At 67.2% G+C, this 18,467-nt stretch carries 19 protein-coding genes; 7 read left to right on the forward strand and 12 right to left on the reverse strand.

The annotated features are described in order from the left end of the window. Positions 1–3: 3 nt before the first annotated feature. Genes ABT313_RS01830 through ABT313_RS01855 form a run of 6 tightly spaced genes read right to left on the reverse strand, consistent with a single transcriptional unit; the run spans position 4 to position 5,741 of the window. The gene (locus ABT313_RS01830) at positions 4–1,098 is read right to left on the reverse strand and encodes an amidohydrolase family protein (protein WP_350847584.1); all 1,095 of its coding nucleotides are present in this window, start codon (positions 1,096–1,098) and stop codon (positions 4–6) included. Positions 1,099–1,113: 15 nt separating this feature from the next. Then, positions 1,114–2,067 (reverse strand): PDR/VanB family oxidoreductase, encoded by a 954-nt coding sequence (locus ABT313_RS01835; RefSeq protein ID WP_350847586.1) that lies wholly within the window; start codon positions 2,065–2,067, stop codon positions 1,114–1,116. Between the two features lie 10 nt (positions 2,068–2,077). Continuing rightward, on the reverse strand, positions 2,078–2,524 hold the full coding sequence (locus ABT313_RS01840; RefSeq protein WP_350847588.1) for a Rieske (2Fe-2S) protein: 447 nt from the start codon (positions 2,522–2,524) through the stop codon (positions 2,078–2,080). A 9-nt stretch (positions 2,525–2,533) separates the two neighbouring features. Next, a complete protein-coding gene (locus tag ABT313_RS01845; protein ID WP_350847590.1) occupies positions 2,534–3,448 on the reverse strand; it encodes a carbohydrate ABC transporter permease in 915 nt (304 codons plus the stop codon). Next, positions 3,445–4,341 (reverse strand): carbohydrate ABC transporter permease, encoded by an 897-nt coding sequence (locus ABT313_RS01850; RefSeq protein WP_350847592.1) that lies wholly within the window; start codon positions 4,339–4,341, stop codon positions 3,445–3,447. The genes ABT313_RS01845 and ABT313_RS01850 overlap by 4 nt, the downstream gene beginning before the upstream one ends. Continuing rightward, positions 4,338–5,741 carry an extracellular solute-binding protein gene (locus ABT313_RS01855; RefSeq protein WP_350847594.1) on the reverse strand — a complete coding sequence of 468 codons (1,404 nt, stop codon included), beginning with the start codon at positions 5,739–5,741 and terminating at the stop codon, positions 4,338–4,340. Before ABT313_RS01855 ends, ABT313_RS01850 begins: the two co-directional genes overlap by 4 nt. A 222-nt stretch (positions 5,742–5,963) precedes the next feature. Between ABT313_RS01855 and ABT313_RS01860 the strand changes: the two genes are divergently transcribed. Genes ABT313_RS01860 through ABT313_RS01870 form a run of 3 tightly spaced genes read left to right on the forward strand, consistent with a single transcriptional unit; the run spans position 5,964 to position 7,103 of the window. After that, complete coding sequence (locus ABT313_RS01860) at positions 5,964–6,722, forward strand: IclR family transcriptional regulator (protein ID WP_350847596.1); 759 nt, start codon at positions 5,964–5,966, stop codon at positions 6,720–6,722. Between the two features lie 13 nt (positions 6,723–6,735). Beyond that, complete coding sequence (locus ABT313_RS01865) at positions 6,736–6,891, forward strand: hypothetical protein (protein WP_350847598.1); 156 nt, start codon at positions 6,736–6,738, stop codon at positions 6,889–6,891. 59 nt (positions 6,892–6,950) lie between these two features. Continuing rightward, on the forward strand, positions 6,951–7,103 hold the full coding sequence (locus ABT313_RS01870; protein ID WP_350847600.1) for a hypothetical protein: 153 nt from the start codon (positions 6,951–6,953) through the stop codon (positions 7,101–7,103). Here the strand turns inward: ABT313_RS01870 and ABT313_RS01875 are convergent. Together ABT313_RS01875 and ABT313_RS01880 are read right to left on the reverse strand one after the other, a co-directional pair. Then, positions 7,100–8,014, reverse strand: a complete 915-nt coding sequence (locus ABT313_RS01875) for an aldo/keto reductase (RefSeq protein WP_350847602.1) — start codon at positions 8,012–8,014, stop codon at positions 7,100–7,102. The genes ABT313_RS01870 and ABT313_RS01875 overlap by 4 nt on opposite strands. Further along, positions 7,903–8,412: a P-loop nucleotide/nucleoside kinase family protein gene (locus ABT313_RS01880; protein WP_350847604.1), complete on the reverse strand. Its 510-nt coding sequence runs from the start codon at positions 8,410–8,412 to the stop codon at positions 7,903–7,905. The genes ABT313_RS01875 and ABT313_RS01880 overlap by 112 nt, the downstream gene beginning before the upstream one ends. A 73-nt stretch (positions 8,413–8,485) precedes the next feature. Between ABT313_RS01880 and ABT313_RS01885 the strand changes: the two genes are divergently transcribed. Next, positions 8,486–9,475, forward strand: coding sequence for an NAD-dependent epimerase/dehydratase family protein (locus ABT313_RS01885; protein WP_350847606.1), 990 nt, complete (start codon positions 8,486–8,488; stop codon positions 9,473–9,475). On the opposite strand, the gene ABT313_RS01890 is transcribed toward ABT313_RS01885, so the two are convergent. Beyond that, complete coding sequence (locus ABT313_RS01890; RefSeq protein ID WP_350847608.1) at positions 9,472–10,092, reverse strand: DUF1345 domain-containing protein; 621 nt, start codon at positions 10,090–10,092, stop codon at positions 9,472–9,474. The two genes, ABT313_RS01885 and ABT313_RS01890, sit on opposite strands and share 4 nt — an antisense overlap. Beyond that, complete coding sequence (trxA, locus tag ABT313_RS01895) at positions 10,092–10,517, reverse strand: thioredoxin (protein WP_350847610.1); 426 nt, start codon at positions 10,515–10,517, stop codon at positions 10,092–10,094. The genes ABT313_RS01890 and trxA overlap by 1 nt, the downstream gene beginning before the upstream one ends. An 82-nt stretch (positions 10,518–10,599) precedes the next feature. Between trxA and ABT313_RS01900 the strand changes: the two genes are divergently transcribed. Beyond that, a complete protein-coding gene (locus ABT313_RS01900; protein WP_350847612.1) occupies positions 10,600–11,820 on the forward strand; it encodes an FAD-dependent monooxygenase in 1,221 nt (406 codons plus the stop codon). After that, positions 11,808–13,232: an META domain-containing protein gene (locus ABT313_RS01905; RefSeq protein WP_350847614.1), complete on the forward strand. Its 1,425-nt coding sequence runs from the start codon at positions 11,808–11,810 to the stop codon at positions 13,230–13,232. Before ABT313_RS01900 ends, ABT313_RS01905 begins: the two co-directional genes overlap by 13 nt. Here ABT313_RS01905 and ABT313_RS01910 read toward each other — a convergent pair. Together ABT313_RS01910 and ABT313_RS01915 are read right to left on the reverse strand one after the other, a co-directional pair. After that, positions 13,221–13,808, reverse strand: a complete 588-nt coding sequence (locus ABT313_RS01910; RefSeq protein ID WP_350847616.1) for a DUF2278 family protein — start codon at positions 13,806–13,808, stop codon at positions 13,221–13,223. The genes ABT313_RS01905 and ABT313_RS01910 overlap by 12 nt on opposite strands. Before the next feature lie 15 nt (positions 13,809–13,823). Then, the gene (locus ABT313_RS01915) at positions 13,824–17,888 is read right to left on the reverse strand and encodes a patatin-like protein (RefSeq protein ID WP_350847618.1); all 4,065 of its coding nucleotides are present in this window, start codon (positions 17,886–17,888) and stop codon (positions 13,824–13,826) included. A gap of 166 nt (positions 17,889–18,054) precedes the next feature. Here ABT313_RS01915 and ABT313_RS01920 point away from each other — a divergent pair, with 166 nt between their 5' ends. Beyond that, on the forward strand, positions 18,055–18,282 hold the full coding sequence (locus tag ABT313_RS01920) for an NAD/NADP octopine/nopaline dehydrogenase family protein (protein WP_350847620.1): 228 nt from the start codon (positions 18,055–18,057) through the stop codon (positions 18,280–18,282). Positions 18,283–18,467: the final 185 nt, after the last annotated feature.

Consider the following 18,467-nt stretch of genomic DNA (forward strand, 5'->3'; position numbering starts at 1 on the left):
TCCTCATCCCAGCCGGTACGTCGCGTGCGCGTTGCCGGACATGATCTTGGTCTGCAGTTCCGGGGAGATCCCCTCCGGCAGCGCGTCGGCGGAGTCCGCGAAGTGCGCGTGCGGGTAGTCGGTGGAGAACATCAGCATGTCGTCGGACAGCAGCTGGTCGATCACCTCGAGCAGCTGCTGCGGGTCGTCCGGCCGGTCGAGCGGCGCGATCGTCATCCGGACGTGGTCGCGGATCACCTCCGACGGCGGACGCTCCACCCATGGCACCTCACGCCGCAGACCCTTCCAGTCCTTGTCGAACCGCCACAGCATCGGCGGCAGCCAGCTGAAGCCGCCCTCGATCGTCGCGACCTTCAGCTCGGGGAACTCGACGAAGACGCCTTCGGTGACGAAGCTCATCAGCTGGGTCTGGAACGCAAGCGGGACGTTCACGTAGTCCTCGACGAAGTACGTCGACCAGCCGACCGGCGTCGTCGGGTTTCCACTCAGTCCACCGGCCTGGACGCCGACGACGAAGCCGGCCGCCTGCGCCGCCTTGTAGATCGGCCAGAACCCGCGCCGCCCGAGCGGCTCACGGCTGCGCGACGGAACCGTCACCTGGACGAACTGACTGTGCTCAGCGGCCCACTCGACCTCCTTAGCCGCGAACGCCGGGTTCTGCAGCGGCAGTACGGCGGAGCCGCGCAGCCGGTCGTCCTGCTCCAGCCACTCGTGCAACTGCCAGCGATTCAGCGCCCGGGCGAGCGCAGCCGCCAGATCGTCATTGTGGATCGAGTCGATTGCGTAGGTGCAGTTCAGGATCGCGTACTGCAACTGCCACGGGTCCAGCAGCTGTGCCTGGAGAAGCTCGAGGCTCGATCCGGCCGGCCCCTGATCCGGCCGTGAGCCGTCGAGGAACAGATTCGGCGCGTTCGACGGGTAGAGATTCGACGGCAGTCCGCCCATCCCGGACTCGGTGATGTAGTCGCGCCACCGCGCCTCGAGGTACGGGAAGAGATTCTTCAGACTCGGGAGGTTGATATGGACGTCGGTGTCGACCAGTTCGAGTCCGGTCCATTGCTCGGGCCGGGCGTAATTCTCAAGTTGTTGTACAGCCACTTGTGATCTCACCTTTCACAGGTCGAGGACCAGTCGGGACGACAGCGCGCGGGAGACGCAGATCATCATCGTGTCGTTGGCGGCGCGCTCGTCCTCGTCGAGAACGGAGTCGCGATGGTCCGGAACGCCTTCCAGCACGGTCGTCCGGCAGGTCCCGCAGGTGCCTTCCTCACAGTTCGACAAGACGAAGATCCCGGCCTCGTCGACAACCTCCAGGATGGATCGGTCCGGTGGTACGACGAGCACCTCGTCGCTGTCGGCGAGCTCGATCTCGAACGACGTGTTCGGCGGTACGCCGATCAGCGGCCGCGGCGCGAACCGCTCCACCTGCAGGGTCTTGTGCGGCCAGTGCGCGCTCTTCGCCTCGACGGCCGCGATCAACGGCTCGGGGCCGCAGCAGTAGATCAACGTTCCGGGCTGCGGTTCGGCCAGGATCTGATCCAGTTCGATCAGGCCGCGACGGTCCTGCGGCCATTCGAGCACGCGCGCGGGATCGATCCCGCCGAGCTCGTCCCGGTACGCCATCGACGCCTCGCTGCGACCGCCGTACACCAGCCGCCAGTCCGCGCCGGCTGTGTGCGCGGCCTTGATCATCGGGATGATCGGCGTGATTCCGATGCCCCCGGCAATGAACAGGTACCGCGGCGACGCGTGCAGCGGGAAGTGGTTGCGCGGTCCGGTCGCCGTCAGTACGTCGCCGGCCCGGACCCGCTCGCACAGCACGATCGAGCCACCGCGGCTCGCCGGCTCCCGCAGTACGGCGATGCGCCACCGGCCGCGATCCGCGGGATCGCTGCACAGCGAGTACTGCCGGACGAGTCCGGGGCGGATCTCCACGTCGATGTGGCTCCCCGGCGCCCATGGCGGCAACTCCGAGGCGTCGGCCGCGACGAGCACCAGCTCCGTCACCCCGGCCGACACCTGCCTGGTGGACTGCACCCGCAGCGGGATGGTGGTCTCGCCCACCATCCCGGCGGCATCAGATATTGACAATGACATAGTCGCGATCGACCTCGACCTGGTACGTCTCACCGGAGTACGGGCCGGGCTGGAAACCGGCCGCGGACAGCTCCGGATTGCCGGCCAGGCTCTCCCCGGACTCCACGCCGGTCGGATAGGCCTTCACCTTGGTCTTCGCGGGGTCGAACCAGGACTGGCCGGTGGCGATCTCGAACTCCCACCCGTGCCACGGACAGCGGATGATCTCCCCGCGCATGATGTACTCATAGTTGCCCGGCTTGTCCGAGCGAACCAGCCCGGAGGTGACGCCCTCGCACATCGGCCCGCCGCCGTGCGGGCACAGGTTGCGGATCGCGTAGTAGTTGCCCTTGACATTGAAGACGCCGATCGACCGCCTGGCGATCTCGACCACCTTCCGGGACCCGGGCGGAATCTCGTCGACGGTAGCCACCACGTACTTGGTCACGTTGTCTCCTTATTTGATTCCGGTCATCGAGATCCCACGGGTGAAGTACTTCTGTGCGAACACGAAGACCAGGCCGGTCGGGACGATGGCCAGCGTCGCGCCCGCCATCAGCGGGCCGTACTGCGTGCTGTCCTGGGTCTGGAAGAACGCCAGCCCCACCGGGACGGTGAACTTGTTGACATCGCTGAGGTAGACCAACGGGCCGAAGAAGTCGTTCCAGACGTTGACGAAGGTCAGCACCGCCAGCGTGGCCAGGGCCGGTTTCGACAGCGGCAGGATGATGCTCACGAAGATCCGGAAATGACTCGCCCCGTCGACCAGCGCGGCCTCGTCGTACTCCTTGGGAATCGTCATGAAGAACTGCCGGAGCAGGAAGGTGCCGAAGGTGTTGGCGACGATCGGCGGCACGATCAACGGGAAATGCGTGTCGATCAGACCGGCCTTCACGTACGCCGAGTACAGCGGCAGCACCATCAGCATGTCCGGGATCATCAGCGACGCCAGCAGCAGCCCGAAGGCCGCGTCCCGGCCGCGGAACTGCAACCGCGCGAACCCGTAGGCGCCGAGCGCGCACACCATCAGCCGGCCGATGATCACCAGCACCGTGATGTAGGCGCTGTTGCCGAGGAACCGGATGAACGGCAGGACCCCGTTGTTGACCAGGTACTCGTAGTTCTCGAACGTGAACGGGTTCGGGAGCAGGCGCGGCGTCAAGCTGATCACGTCGCCCGGCTCCTTGAACGAGCTGGACAGCATCCACAGGAACGGCGCGATCGCGATCAGCGCCACGATCACGCAACCGATGTACGTCGCCGTCGGCCCGGCGATCCGGCCGAGCCTGCGCCGGCCTGCCGCGGTGCTGCCGTCGGCCGGCGCCGGCGATCGCGGCGGCGCGAGCGTCTCGCGCGTGTCTTCGATCGTCATTGATAGAACACCCACCTCTTCGACAGGCGGTTCTGGATCCAGGTGACCGCGAGCAGTACGGCGAACAGCACGATCGCCAGCGCGGACGCGTAACCCATCCGGCGCAGCGAGAACGCCTCGTACCAGAGGTGGTAGATGTAGACGTAGGTGCCGTCGCCCGGCCCGCCGCCGGTCATCACCAGGATCAGCGCGAAGACCTGGAACGAACCGATCGTCTGCAGGATCAGCAGCATGAAGATCGTCGGGGTGAGGAACGGCAGCGTGACGTGGAAGAACCGGGAGAACCGGCCGGCCCCGTCCAGGGTGGCCGCTTCGATCAACGTCTCCGGGACGCCTTGCAGGCCGGCCAGGACGATGACCATGTTGAAGCCCATGTTCGCCCAGATCGCCGTCACGATCACCGCGGCCATCGCCGATGCGGGCTCACCCAGCCAGTGCGGTCCGGTGATCCCGAACGACGCCAGGACCGCGTTGATCACGCCGTACTGGTCGCTGAACACCCACCGGCTGATCACGCCGACCGCGACCAGCGACGTCACGTACGGCAGGAAGATCAGCGCCCGGATCACGGCCATCCCGCGCAGGCGGTTGTTCACCAGCAATGCCAGGGCGATCCCGATGACGATCCCGACCGGGACGTACCCGATCGTGTAGATGGCCGTGTTGATCAGGCTCTTGCCGAACAGCGGATCCTGCCCGGAGAACATCTCCTTGTAGTTGGCGACGCCGGTGAACTTCGGCGCCGACAGCCCGTCCCAGTCGGTGAAGCTGGTGACGAGCGTCGGCAGCACGGGGATGACGTTGAACAGCAGCGTGCCGATCACGACCGGACCGATGAACATCCAGCCGCGCAGGGTGCGCCGCCGCGCGGTGACCGTTTGCTCGGCCGTCACTTGGCCGCCACCTTCAGGTCGGGATCGGTGAGCGCTCCTCCCTTCTCGAGCAACTCCTTGCCCTTGTCCCCGTTCCAGCCGCGCTTCTTGATCTCGGCGTTGACGGCGTCGCGGCCGCGCTTGAGGTAGTCGGCGGTCGCCAGCTTGCCGCTGACCAGGTTGTTCGCGTTGGTTCCCTCGACGAACGAGTCGGCCAGCGCCGTACCGATCGGGCCGCGCGGGAACGGCACGTCCACCGGCTTGCCGTTGACGTTGCCGAGCGCCTCGGCCCACACGTTCGCTGTCTTCGGGCGCGGGTGGTCGGTGAACGCCGCGCTCTTGGCCACCTCGGTCAGCGCCGGTACGGCGAACTGCGCCTTGGCCATCACCTCCGAAGCCGCCTTTCCGCACAGGGCCTTCATCGCCAGGAACGCGGCCTGCGGGTCCTTCGCGGTCTTCGGGATCACCCAGGTCCGGGCGTAGTTCTTCGTCATCGCGAACAGCGGCGTCTTCGGCCAGGGCATCACGTCCCAGTCGACGTCCTTGCTGATCTGCGCGCTGATGTCCATCGCCTGCCAGGTCATCGCGAGCTTGCCGGCGTTGAACAGCGGCAGGTACTCGACGTCGACGGTCGGCGCGTAGCCGTCACGGATGTAGGAGATCTGCTTGTCGATCGCGTCCAGCGTCTCGGGTTTGCCGTACCCGCACTCGGTCTGGTTGTTGTAGAGCGCGGTGTCGCCAGCACCGTACGCAGTGGGCTGGATGGTGTTGACGGCGTACTGCAGGCCGTAGGTATCGGTCCTGTTGCCGCTCTTCTTCGTGAGCTTCTTGACGGCGGCGTCGAACTCGTCCCAGCTCCACGCGTCGGCCCAGGAGGTCGGCGCGGTCAGGCCGGCGTCGGCGAAGAGTTTCTTGTTGTAGTACAGGGCATTGGCGCTCATCCCGGGCGTGATCGAGAACTGGTAGCCCTCGACCGCGACCTTGGTGGTGAACGTCGGGCTGTACTTCGTCAGGTCGAAGCCGTTGGTGCTGTCCTGCATCATCTTGTCCAGCTGCAGGATCTTGCCGGTCGTGGCCAGGTCGTACACCCGGTCGTCGTCGATGCGCTGCAGGTCGGCCGCCGTACCCGAGGCGAACTGGAGCATGACGCTGGCCCAGTCGTCGCCCGGTGCGGGTTTCCAGACGATCTTGATCTTGTGCTCGTCGAGGCTCTCTTTCTGAGCAGCCGCGATCATGTCCTTGAACATCTTCTGGGTGGTCGGATCGCCCACGGAACTGAAGGTCACCTGGGTCCAGCCGGCCGGCGAACCGGACGACGAGCCGCCGCACGCGGCCAGCGAGGTCCCGGCGACGCCGGCGGCGGCCAGGCCGAGTCCGGACCGGAGCAGTCGGCGGCGGGTGAGCAAGGAGCCGGAAGTCATGAGTGTCTCCCTCGGCAAGCGGGTTCGACCGGCGGGCGGCACGCACGCTCTACACCGATGTACTACGAAGCGGCAGAGAGCTGCGGGCTATCGGTCGTCGGGTGTTGCATCAGTTTTCGCTTACCCCGGCGAGGCTGTCAACACTATCTGGAATCACATTTTCGATATGTGGAACTTTCTGACCGGACCTGGCCAGCCCGCGGCTGCACTTATGCTGGCGCCGTGGAGAACAAGACGTCCGGGAGTGTCCAGTCCGTCGAACGGGCGTTCCACCTGCTCGAACTGCTGGCCGACAACGGCGATTCGACGCTGACCGAGCTCTCGGCCGCGATCGACGTACCGGCGCCGACCACGCACCGGTTCCTGAAGACGCTGGTCTCGCTCGGGTACGTGCGGCAGTTGCCGAACCGGCAGTACGGGCTCGGGCTCAAGCTGACGAGGCTGGCCGGCCGGGTCGATTCCCAGCTCGCCCCGATCGTCACGCCGCACCTGGACACGCTCGCCCGGGAGATCGGCGAGTCCGCGAATCTCGCCGTACTGGAAGGGCACATGGTCGTCTACATCGCGCAGTCGCCGTCGCGGCACGCGATGCGGATGTTCACCGAGGTCGGGCATCGCGCCTACACGCACCTGACCGGTGTCGGGAAGGCGATCCTCGCCGACCTGCCGGACGAGCAGATGGCCCGGATCGTCGGCCGGGCCGGCATGCCGGCCGCGACCGATCGGAGCATCACCGAGCTGACCAAGCTCCGCAAGGAACTCGGCCGGGTCCGCCGGGCCGGTTACGCGACCGACAACGGCGAACAGGAACCGGGCGTCGTCTGCTACGCCGTCGCGATCCCCGACGTACCGATCTCGATGGCGATCTCGGTGTCCGGCCCGGCCTTCCGCATGACCCAGGAGCTCGCCAAGCAGGCGGTGCCGCTGCTCATCACCGAGGCGCGCTCGATCTCCGACGAGCTGCTCGGCATCCTGGGCTGAATCTCACCTCTCGGTGACCCGCGCCCCCGCCGCCCGGCATTTCGTCATGCTCCGTGACGGCGCGATGACTGCTGGTTGCCTGTCCGACCCGAAACCGATCTGCGCGACGCTCCTGCGCGGCGTCGAGGGCCTGCTGAAGTACCGCAGTCGCGAGGAACCAGCTTTCTGAGGTCAGCCTGTAACAACCGCTTCGCCCGGCTCGATATCCCCTTGGGAGGAGTTGGGTTGATGCGACGCTGCAGGTATCGGCAGGCCGGACCGGATCCGTATGACGCGGATCTGGTCCGACGCTTGCGTGCGCTCCTGGCGCTCGTCCGCCGGCCTGCCCCTCGCGGCCCGGATCCGATCAAGGCCGACGACGAGGCCCTGGACCGCCTCTAGGCCAGGTCCGCTTCGTACGCCGTTTGGAGTTCGGAGCTCCATGGTTCGCGCTCGGCGGCGACGGAGTCGAGCGCCGTCTGCGGACGGGTCGCGCCGGAGATCACGGAGACGACCGGCGACGAGTGCAGCAGAGCGGCGAGTTGTAGGCGTTGCAGCGACACTCCTCGCTCAGCGGCGACGGCTGCCAGGCGTGGGGCTGGGCTCGACGAGCGCAGTGGCGAGTACGCGAAGAACGGGACCTCGTTGGCTTCGCACCACGCGACCACGTCATCCGCCTCGCGACCCATGGCTGTATGGCGATTCTGTACGGCGTCGACCCGGGTGATCGCTGAGGCGCGGTCGAGCTCGGCGACCGTGACGTTCGACAGGCCGATCCGAGCCAGCTTTCCCTCGTCGCGCAGTGCTGCCAGCGCGGTGACGCCCTCCTCCACGGGTTGCTCGGCGAGGTCGACCCGGTGCAGGTAGAACAGGTCGAGCTGCTCGCGTCCGAACACCCGCAAGCTCGACTCGACGTCGTTCCGGATCCGGGTCGCGCTGATGTCTGCGTCCCACGTGTCCGCGTTGATTCGCGAATGGCCGCCTTTGGTTCCGACGATCACATCCGTGCCGGCTGCGGCTTCGGCGGCGAGCTCTTCGCCGTACAGCGGATTGTCCGCCTGGGCGTACGCGCGTGCGGTATCAAGAATTGTCGCGCCGGCTTCGATACCGGCGCGAACGGTGGCGAGGTCGGCGGACCGATCGCGCGGCGTCATGGAAAAGCCGGCAAGACCCAGCACAACCCGACCGGAAAGTTCCTGCATCATTTCTCCAAGAGTTTTTCGACAGCCATCACTGTTTGGTCTACGGTCTGCCCGTCGACGACGATCACCCGGGCCCCGGTCCCCTCGAGCTGACTGCGCACCAGCCCCCATCCCCAGACGCGACCTTCGTGGTTACCACCGGGATTCCTGTGCTCGAGTCGCGCGAGCTGTTCTTCCTTGGAGGGCATGAGCCAGAGGGCATTCTCGCCGACCCCCGCCATGGCCGGAGTGACGAATGCGCCCTCGACAACAGCCGTCGCACCGGCAGCCGAGGACCTGATGTCCTCGATGATCATCGGCCGGCGGTCGAAATCCCCGGGACCGGAACCCAGAACATGAATCCCGGCCGCCGCCGCGCGCTTCTCGTGATCGAATGCGTGGGCATCGACGCTGTAATAGAAATAGCCGTGTTTTTGCGCGAACAACTGGCTCACCGTCGTCTTGCCTGCCGCCGCCGGACCGCCGATCCAAATGATATCCGGGTCGTCAACTTCCGATTCTCTGGTCATCCGGACCGAGTCTAGGCACGCGGGCGTGGACAGCGTAGTGCGGTGGTCGGGCCGGTCTGGAAGACTTACGCGGGTGACTGGATTGCGGGTTCTCTTTCTGGGCGGGACCGGAATTATCAGCTCGGCGTCCTCGCGGCGCGCCGTCGAGGCCGGGCTCGACCTCACGGTCGTCAACCGGGGCAAGACCTCGAGCCGGCCGTTGCCGGCGGAGGTCCGGCAGATCAGCGCCGACATCGAGGACGCATCGGCCTTCGCCGAGGTCGCCGGCCAGGACTTCGACGTCGTGGTCGACTGGCTGGCGTTCACGCCGGAGCAGGTGCGGGCGCGGACCGACGCGTTGCGTGGGCACGTCGGGCAGTACGTGTTCATCAGCTCGGCATCGGCGTACCAGACGCCGCCAGCTCGACTGCCGATCACCGAGTCGACGCCGCTGCGGAACCCCTTCTGGCAGTACTCGCGGAACAAGATCGCCTGCGAGGACCTGCTGACCGGGCTGTACCGCGACGAGAACTACCCGATCACGATCGTGCGGCCCTCGCACACCTATGACCGCACGCTGATCCCGTTCGACGGCGGCTGGACGATCGTCGACCGGATGCGCCGCGGCGAACCCGTCGTCGTCCACGGTGACGGGACGTCGCTGTGGACGCTGACGCACCACCGCGACTTCGCCAAGGGATTCGTCCCGCTGCTCGGCCACCCGCGCACGCTCGGCGACACCTTCCAGATCACCTCCGACGACGTCCTGACCTGGGACCAGATCGCCCACACCCTCGCCGCCGCGGCCGGCACGACGGCACAGATCGTCCACGTCCCGTCGGACGCGATCGCCGCCGTACACCCCGGCTGGGGCGCCGGCCTGCTCGGCGACAAGACCCACTCGGCCGTCTTCGACAACAGCAAACTCCGCCAGGTCGTCCCGGACTACGTCGCCACGATCCCGTTCGAGGTAGGCGCCCGCGAGATCATCAGCTGGTACGACGAAGACCCGACCCGCCAACGCACCGACCCCGCCATCGACGAGGCCATGACCGCCCTGATCGCGCAGTACCAGCTGGGCTAGGCGCTGGTGACGATGCCGGCGACGAGGTTGATGGTTGCGGCGAGGATGACGGTGCCGAAGATGTACGAGAGCAGGCAGTGGCGTAGTACGACGGCGCGGATGGCCGAGCTGGAGACGCTGGTGTCGGAGACCTGGTAGGTCATGCCGAGGTTGTAGCTGAAGTAGAAGAAGTCGCGGTACGACGGGCTCTCGTCGCTGTTGAAGTCGATCCCGCCGGCGGGATCGAAGTAGTAGAGGTGGGCGTAGCGGGCGGCGTACATCATGTGCAGGACGGCCCAGTTCATGAAGACACCGGCCAGGCCGATCGCGGCCGCGACGTTCTGGCCCTGCGAGCGCCCGAGGATCAGGATCAGTGCGATGAGCGTGACGGCGCCGATCGCGAGCGCCACCACGAACAGCTCGTCGACGGCCGGGCGGAAGTCCTCGCGCCCGACATGCCGGCGGGTGGCGTCGGCGTCCATCGGCCACAGCACGATCACGGCACTGATCACGAACGCCGCACCGATCACCGTGATCGCCGCCAGTATCCCCAGCGGCACACTCCAGATGACCGCGACGACCGCGCCGACGACACAGCCGATCAGCACGGACAGGAGCTGCCGGGCATTCGCGGTCATCAGTTGCTCAGGGCATCTTCCAGCCAGGGACGGAGGACGGCGGCCGGCGCGGCGCCGATGTGGGTGGCGGTCGGTTTACCGCCGCGGAAGACCATCAGGGTGGGGATCGACCGGATGTCGAAGTGGCGCGACACGTCCGGCGCCTCGTCGGCGTTGATCTTCACCAGCTTGATCTGGCCGGCCTTCTCGGCGGCGAGCTTCTCCAGGACCGGGCTGACCATCCGGCACGGCCCGCACCACGGCGCCCACACGTCGACCAGCACCGGGATGTTCGACATCTCTACGACCTCGGCGAAGTCCTTGTCCCCCGCATTGACCATCCAGGGCAACGGCTTGCCGCACTTGCCGCAGACCGGCTTGCCGTCACCGGTCGCCTGAACGCGGTTCTTCTGCCCGCAGTGCGGGCACGAAACGATGTCAGCCATGCCACATTGTCCACATTGTCCACCTCGTGTCGAAAGTGGTCACGCGGCTCCGATCAAGGGGTGACCCCGAGGAGGCGTGCTCATGAGGATTCTGATCTCCGGCGCCAGTGTGGCCGGTCCGGTGCTGGCGTACTGGCTGACGAAATACGGCTTCGACGTCACCGTCGTCGAGCGCGCGCCGGAGCTGCGCAAGACCGGCGGTCATGCCGTCGACCTGTTCCGGCCCGCGGTGGACATCTCCGAGGAGATGGGGGTGCTGGCCCGGATCCAGGAGCGCGCGACCGGCACGGACCGGCTGACGCTGTACCGCGACGGCGTACGACGTCCTGTCCGGGTGGACCTGTCGAAGGTGTTCGGCGGGGCAGCGGACCGGCACCTCGAGGTACTGCGGGACGATCTGAGCGAGATCTACTACGACGCATGCGATGAGGTCGAGTACATGTTCGGCGACTCGATCACCGCGATCTCGGCCGACGGCGAGGTGGAGTTCGAGAACGCGGTACCGCGTCGGTTCGATCTCGTCATCGGGGCGGATGGGCTGCACTCCAACGTGCGGCGGCTCGTCTTCGGCGAGGAGTCGCAGTACAGCGCCTTCATCGGGGCGTACCTCGGCGTACTGACGCTGCCGAACGCCGCCGGACTGGACGGCGAGATGGTGATCCATACGGCTGTCGGCCGTACGGCGGGGATCTACGGCGCGCGGCACATCGAGGACGCGCGGGCGTTGTTCTTGTTCCGGAGCGAGCAGCTCGATTACCACCACCGCGACGTACCTCGGCAGAAGGAGCTGTTGCGGGCGGCGTTCGACGGCATGGATCCCGAGGTCGACGGCTGGCTGCGCGAGCTCGACCGCACACCCGCCTTCTACTTCGACTCGATCACCCAGCTCCGCATGCCCACCTGGTCCCGCGGCCGGGTAACCCTCGTCGGCGACGCCGCCTACTGCCCCGGCCCCGCCGTCGGCGGCAGCACCACACTCGCCGTCGTCGGCGCGTACGTCCTGGCCGGCGAACTGGCCCGAGCCGACGGCGACCAGAAGCGCGCCTACCCCGCGTACGAACGCGCCATGACCACCCACGTCACCGCCAGCCGCGCCGTAGCCCTGAGCGCCGCCAAAACCCTCATCCCCACCTCCCGCCTCTCGATGGCCGCCCTAGCCCACGGCGCCCGCCTGATCTCCACCCTCCCCGCCGCCCCCAGCCGAGCCCTCCTCCGCCTAACCACCAAAAGCGCCCGAACCTACAACTCCATAACCGTCGACAACTACGCGAGCGCGCAGATACTTGGGGAGTGTCGGAGTTAGATCTGCCGGAGTTCGATCGCACGCAGCTGCATGCGATCAGGGTCCTGCGCGGCGGTGGGGCTGTCGTCGTGACCAGCCCCAGTCCGATGACGTACGGCGTGGTGGCGCGCGAGCCGAGCGCGATCAACCTGCTGGTGGGCCGTCCCGCCGACCAGCCGGTCGCGGTGTCGGTCCACTCGCAGGCCGCACACGATCAGCTGTTCCGGTACCTCGACCTCCGCACCGACGCGCTCGCCGCCGTCGACCTCGCTCTCGCCGAGCGCATCGCCGTACTCGCACCGATCCGCTCGGACCCGACAATGCCCGAGTGGCTGTCGCCGGCCATCGAAGACGGCTGGATCTTGTTCTTCGACGGAGTCTGGAGTCCGCTGGCGTTGCTCTGGCTGACCTTTCCCTTCCTGTACGGAAGTAGAGCCGGCGAAGCCCCGGCGGCCTCCGCCGCGGAGGCCCGGGAGCAGTTCCCGGCCGGCACCGTGATCATCGACGCCGACGACCGGCGTACGCCGTCCGACGTCGACGGGGCCGGCACGGTGATCCGTGTCGATCCGGCCGGTCGGTTCACCCTCCATCGATCAGGTACCCGGGACCAGCTGGCCGGTGACGGCCTCCTGGACCGGTTGCGCGATTTCAGATCCGTGATCGGCGTACTGGACGGATCGGCGCCGTCGCCGATGGGGCGCACCTACTTGTCCACCGCGGTGACGGAGGATGGCGTGCCCAGGCAGTTGGTGCCGGGGACGCGCATCCGGGTGGAGTTCGCGCGGACGCCGAACAAGAACGCAGGCGGATCGCGGGTGTACGACGTCCTGCGAGTACACGCCGGCTGCAACCGGATGGGCGCCGCCGTCGCGGCCGGCGAGCTGCTGACCGGCGGAACCTTGTCGGTCACTGGATTCGGCGGCACCCAGCGCGGTTGCAAACCACCGCTGCGGGCTCAGGAGGAATGGCTGCAGACGTTCCTGACGAGCAAACCGAGCTGGCAGGTGGACGGTGACGAGCTCACGCTCACCTCCGGCAGTACGACGATCACACTGCTCGACAAGAAGATCGCTGAGCCCGACTTCCCGCTCGACGGGATCGGGTGGGAGGTCGGCGCAACCATCACCAACGCCGACCTGCGCCACCACCGCTACCACGCCGATCCCGCGTGGATCCGAATCGATGGGGAGCACCTGAGCGGCTCGACCGGCTGCAATGAACTCTCCGGCACGGTCACCCGGAACAACACCGAGCTGACCTTCACCGACGTCACCATCACCGACCGCACCTGCACAGGCGAAACAGCCGAGGTGCAGGCCGAGATCCTGGCCACACTCGGAGCCGCAGTCACCTACACAATCGACCACAACAAGTTGACCCTCATCGCCCCATCCGGCATCGGCCTCGACCTGAAAGCAGATCTAGATCGGTAGGCCGTTGTCGTCTGTGGTTAGGGATTGGGGTTTGAACTTGGTGAGGAAGGCGGTTAGTTCGCCGGTGGGTTGTTCGATGATGGTGGCGCCGTCTTGCCAGATGGCGTCGAGGTGTTGGAACTCGCCTGGTGGGTCGCCTTGGTTGTAGTGGATGTCGTGTACGCCGAGGCCTTCGTCGTACGGGGCGCCGTAGACGTAGACGCGGCGTGAGCCGGTTAGTAGTTGCTCGAGGAGGTCCAGGGCGTTGTCGGCAGTGCTCTCCACCCAGCCGGAAGGCGATCCCAGCAGGGGCGAGCGGAGGTAGTCGAGAGCGCCGGAGTCCGGCGTGCTGTCGAGTAAATGCCAACCGTCGGGGAGTGCGGCAGTGGCGGCGAACAGTTCCGGGTCGAGGTAGCGCACTTCGCGATACTCCACCGGTACGCCGCTGGGCGTCGACACGTCCACAGCGCCTTCGTACTCGCCTGCGGGCGCCGCGACGTACATCTTCCCGTGGTACCAGGAGCCGAAATCGTTGGGGTCCTCGCGTGCGAACCGGACCAGCCGGCCGGCGAGGACGCCGTAGCTCGAGAGAGGCATGTTTCCTCCGGTAGGTCAGGTCTCGGCGAGCAAGGTGTCGATCTTGGTGCGTAGTGCGCGGCCGCGGCCGGTCAGGCGGAGTTGGTCGGGGGCCGAGCTCGCGAGGAGGCAGCGGAAGCGCACGTCGAGGCGCCACAGCAGGGCAACGACCTCGGGTTCGCTCGCGGACGTCGCCGGCCAGGCGATCACCGCACAGCGGGCGTCCGCGGCCAGGCGTTGCCCGATCTCGCGAACCGACCCGAGCACGACCGCGAGCGGCACCACGAACAGCAGCACCAGCGCGAACACGACAGCGGTCGCCAGCGCCGATCGCCACACCCAATCGGGCTTGGCCGGCCACCACCAGATGAGGCCGACGGCAACGATCGCGTAGCAGGTCCCGTAGATCACCGACCAGGTCGCCGCGACACCGCTCGCGTTGCGGACGGCACTGATCTTGTACTGCGGAACCCCGGTCGTGCTCTGGTCCGACCAGCAGCGCAACCACCAGCCCGCGAAGTACCCGATCGCGAGACCGATCGCAACGAACGCGATCGCCACGACGATCAGCAGGACTCGATCGTTCTTCCACTCCACCGCATGCCGATCGATCCAGAACACCAACTGAGTAAGGCCGTAGGCGCCTGCGGCAACAACCGCCAGCCCTACCACGACCGCCAGGATCCACAACACACCGGCCAGCAGCCGCAGTACGAACCGTGGGATCGGCAGCAGCTCCGCCGGTGTCGCGCCGAGGTACTTCTTCACCAGCCCGTCCAGCGCGCGATACAGGGTCGAGACCGGGCTCCGGACCTGCGACGGCAGACTTCCGAGGAACATCAGCGCGAGCGCCAGCGCAACGATCGTGCCGGCCACCGCCAGCGCGTGGTTCTGCCCGGTCTTGTCCCCGGCGACCCAACCGTCCGCCGCGAAGGCGATCAACGGAATCACCGGCGTCAGCAGTACGACGCTGTGCAGCAGCGTGCCCGTACGCGCGGCGGCGTACCCGAACGCGGTCAGCAACGCGCCGACGCCGATCGCGGTCGCAGGACCGGCTGCCCATCCCCCGATCACACCGAACAACGACAGCGCCAGCAGGAGTGCGCCCGAGGCGAGCGCGAACTGCGCCAGGAAGCGGGCGATCGTGCCGCCGCCGGCCAGACCCATGACGGTCCAGTACGGCATCATCATGCCGCCGCGAAGGGCTCGCGTGACCGGCTTGATCGCCGACAGGCCGGATCGGCTGCTGTCGGCGACGGTTACCGCGACGCTCGCGGCCGTGGCCGCCGTACGAATCAGTTGGTCGCTGCGGGCTTCTTCGTCAAGCGGTTCGCGGCCGATGCCTGCGCGGTCGAAGGCGCGGAGCGCGGCGCGGCCGAGCTGGACCTCGTCGGTGGACAGACTCGTGTCATCTGCCGGCGCGGGCGTCGTCTTGATCTGGTCGAGCAACAGTTTGTTCTGGATCAGGAACAGTTCGCCTTTCGAGTCCGGGTTCGCGCGGTCGACGCGGTCGGCGGTCACGGCGGCTTCGATCGACGGGAGTTCCTCGACGATCGCGCGCAGGTGTATGGCCCAGGCCGCCAACGCCGAGAGGTTCGGCAGGCTGCCAGGTAGGTCTTGCTGTTGCAGGTCGTACACCGGGACGAGCTCGTCCGCAGCCCTGGCCGCGAGGTCGTCGAGGAAGTCCGGGCACGGTCCGTCGAAGAGCTCGGCCACCAGCGTGGCGACGAACTCGGCAGGTTCTTCGGGATGCTCGCCCTGACTGCGCTGGATCGCCCGCCGGCGCAGGCGTTCCGGCGACAGGATGGTCTGGCAGAGCGTCGTCGCGGCATCCATGCGCCCCCAGGCCCAGTCGTTCATCCGCCAGGAGCGTTTGAGGAAGCCGCCGAAACGGTTGAGCGACATCCCGCCGACCTTGTCGTCAGCAGTGATCGACTGGATCGCGAAATCGTTCCTGGCTTGCAGCGAGAGCTGCACCAGCTCGACCGGTTGACTGCTCGCCGCCCCGGACTCATCAGCGAGGGTCCAGGAGACCACGTGCAGCCACAGCATGCGCGCGAGTACCCGGGTCTGTGGGTCCGGTCCGTCGTACGACGACATGGACGGGTCGGCGAAAACGGTCTGCCAGGGCGACAACCCGGAGGTCTTGGCGATGCCTTCAGCAACATTCCCCAACACACCCAGACTGCCTGCCACGGCCGCCACGACGCGCTCGACCGCATCCTCCGCCTCCACACCAAGAGCTCCCGCCGCCGAGGCCCGCCGCAACCGCCGAAACGCCGCCTGCAACTCGCCAACCCGACCCGACAACTCGACCTCATCACCGGAGGTGTCTCCGGCATCTTCCTGGGGTCGCCAGTTTCGGAGTCTTGCGCGGAGCTGGGCCTGTCGGCGCTCGAACAGTGTGCGCCGGTCGGGTTGGGCCTTTGGTGGGTCCTCGACATGTTCAGTTCGTAGGACTGCTTGTTCGGCGGCTGCTACGCGGCTCTCGTCGTTGAGCATCACTCGCGCGTAATGCGCCAGTCGGAGGGTCCAGTACTCCGTGTCCGGGCGGAGCGTGCTCAGCACCCGGTCTTCCTTCCATGGTTTGTCGATCCGGTCCCGGACACCACGCAGGTCGGTTCGAGCCTTGCTGACCTGCTCCCGCGCGCCGGCAAGCTCACGCCGCGTGGACGCTTCCGACGTCACGCTGATCAGGCGATACATCAGGTCCATCGCCGCATCCGCGAGATCAAGGCCCGCCGTGATCCCCCACCGCCAGTAGGTCTCCCGCTCGTCCGCCTCCCCCGGCAGGTACTGCGGTACGTACGGCAGCGACCGAACATCCGGCACCGCCCACTCACGCTGCGCCGTCTCCACCGCCCTGCCGATCCGCCGCAGCGACCAGTCCACCGGCGCCTCGACCCTCGCCGCGAGATCACGCGCCGCCCGCCGGATGCGCTGGTTGCGGTACTGCTCGAACACACACTTCGCCAGCCGCCGCAGCTCGTCCGCAGTACTGACGCTCCCCATGATGTCCAGCCGAGTCCCGCGCCGCGCAGTCGCGGCCTCGTTGTGCTTCACGACCTCGTTGACGAACGTCCGGTTGCCCTGACTCAACAACGCACCCAGTACGCCGGTCAACGCGCCCGTCACCGTCGGCGGCTCCTCGACACGGTCGGGCGGATCTGGGCGATTCGTCGGCGCATGCGGATACACGAGCAGCATCACCCGCTGCACCAATCCACTCGCCGGCATCGCCGCGACCGCGTCGAGCGCAGGCTTCGTCGGCGTGTTCGCGAGCAACCCGCCGTCCATCGCGTACCGCGACCTGTCCGGCGGCAGCGCCTCCCTCGGGCCCGCCGTCCGCCAGGACACGTAGTCGCCGAGATCCGGCCGGCGGCTCGGGTCGGCCAGGTCGTACGGCTGCTCGGGTGCCGTTCCCGAAGCGGTCCGCGCCGGGACGAAACACGGCTCGAACGCGACCGGGAACCCCGCCGTACAGCGAGCCGCCATCGCCAGCGCCGCCGCGAGCTTGTGGTCCTCACCAAGCTCGAAGTCCCCCGCGCCCGCCTCTCCCCGCCGGAACGTGAACGTACCCTCGTGCAACATCTGCGGCAACTGCTGCCCCAGCGCGTCGACAGTCACGATCCTCGCGCCGTGGAGCAAGGTCGTGGTAAGGATCAGCTCGATCGGATTGTCCGCCGGCTCGGTCGCCTCCCAACCCGCGCACAGTTGCTTCATCGCGTCGTACAGCTTGGGCAGGAAGTACTCGTCACCCCGCAGCAACGACGCCGGCGATCCCTTGAACGGCTTCTGCAGCAGGGCGTCCATCCGGCCCTGCTCCGACCACAGGTCGCGCATCAGGCCGACGTCAGCGTTCTTGTTCACCTGGCCGAGCGCGAGCGCCGCGCCGTTGATCCCGCCCGCCGACGTACCGGCGATGACGTCGGCCCGCGCCTTGACATCAAGCAGCCGGAGCAGCCGACCGTACGGTCCCTTGCCGTGCGTCAGCCGGTCGATCTCGCGTACGACGCCGCCCATCCAGACGGCGAGGCTGACGCCACCGTTCATCACGACGGCGAACCGGATCTCCTCCGGCGCCTCGTTCACCTGCACCATGACTTCCCCCCGCCGGTCCCCGCGCCCCACCCCTGGATTGCTCACCGGCCTTGTCGGGATGGTACGCCCGGCGCCTGCGGCACAGTAGAGTTCGGCGGGTGAGGTACGCCGACCTGCTGGCCGGTCGACCCCGGTGATCTGCAACCCGACTGCGAACAGCTCGTAGTTGCCATCGACAACGAACGGGCAGCCGACAACCCTCGACCACCGCTTCCTGACCGACGACGTCACCTGCGGCCTCGCGGTCCTCGAACAGCTGGCCCGTCACCTCGCCGTACCCGTCCCGCTCACGACCGCCAGGGTCACCGCACTCAGCGCCGCAACAGCAACCGACCTCCGCGCCGGCACCGACGTACGAGCAAAGGCTCTACTAGCCGCGGTCCAACAGATCTAACCGCCTCAACAACCCCGCCACCCGATGCCAAGAAAGATGAAGAACAGAAGAATTAGAAGAAAGAGAGACAGCAACGGCCGACTTCGGCGACCACCAGAGGTAGTCAGATGAAGCCTTGCAGAATGAGAAGGAAGAGAAAAAGGGAGAGATTTAGAGTGCTGGCTGCCTCCGGCCGTCAGCCGAAG

The organism is Kribbella sp. NPDC000426, assembly GCF_040300265.1.
In the GTDB taxonomy this organism is placed as follows: Bacteria; Actinomycetota; Actinomycetes; order Propionibacteriales; family Kribbellaceae; genus Kribbella.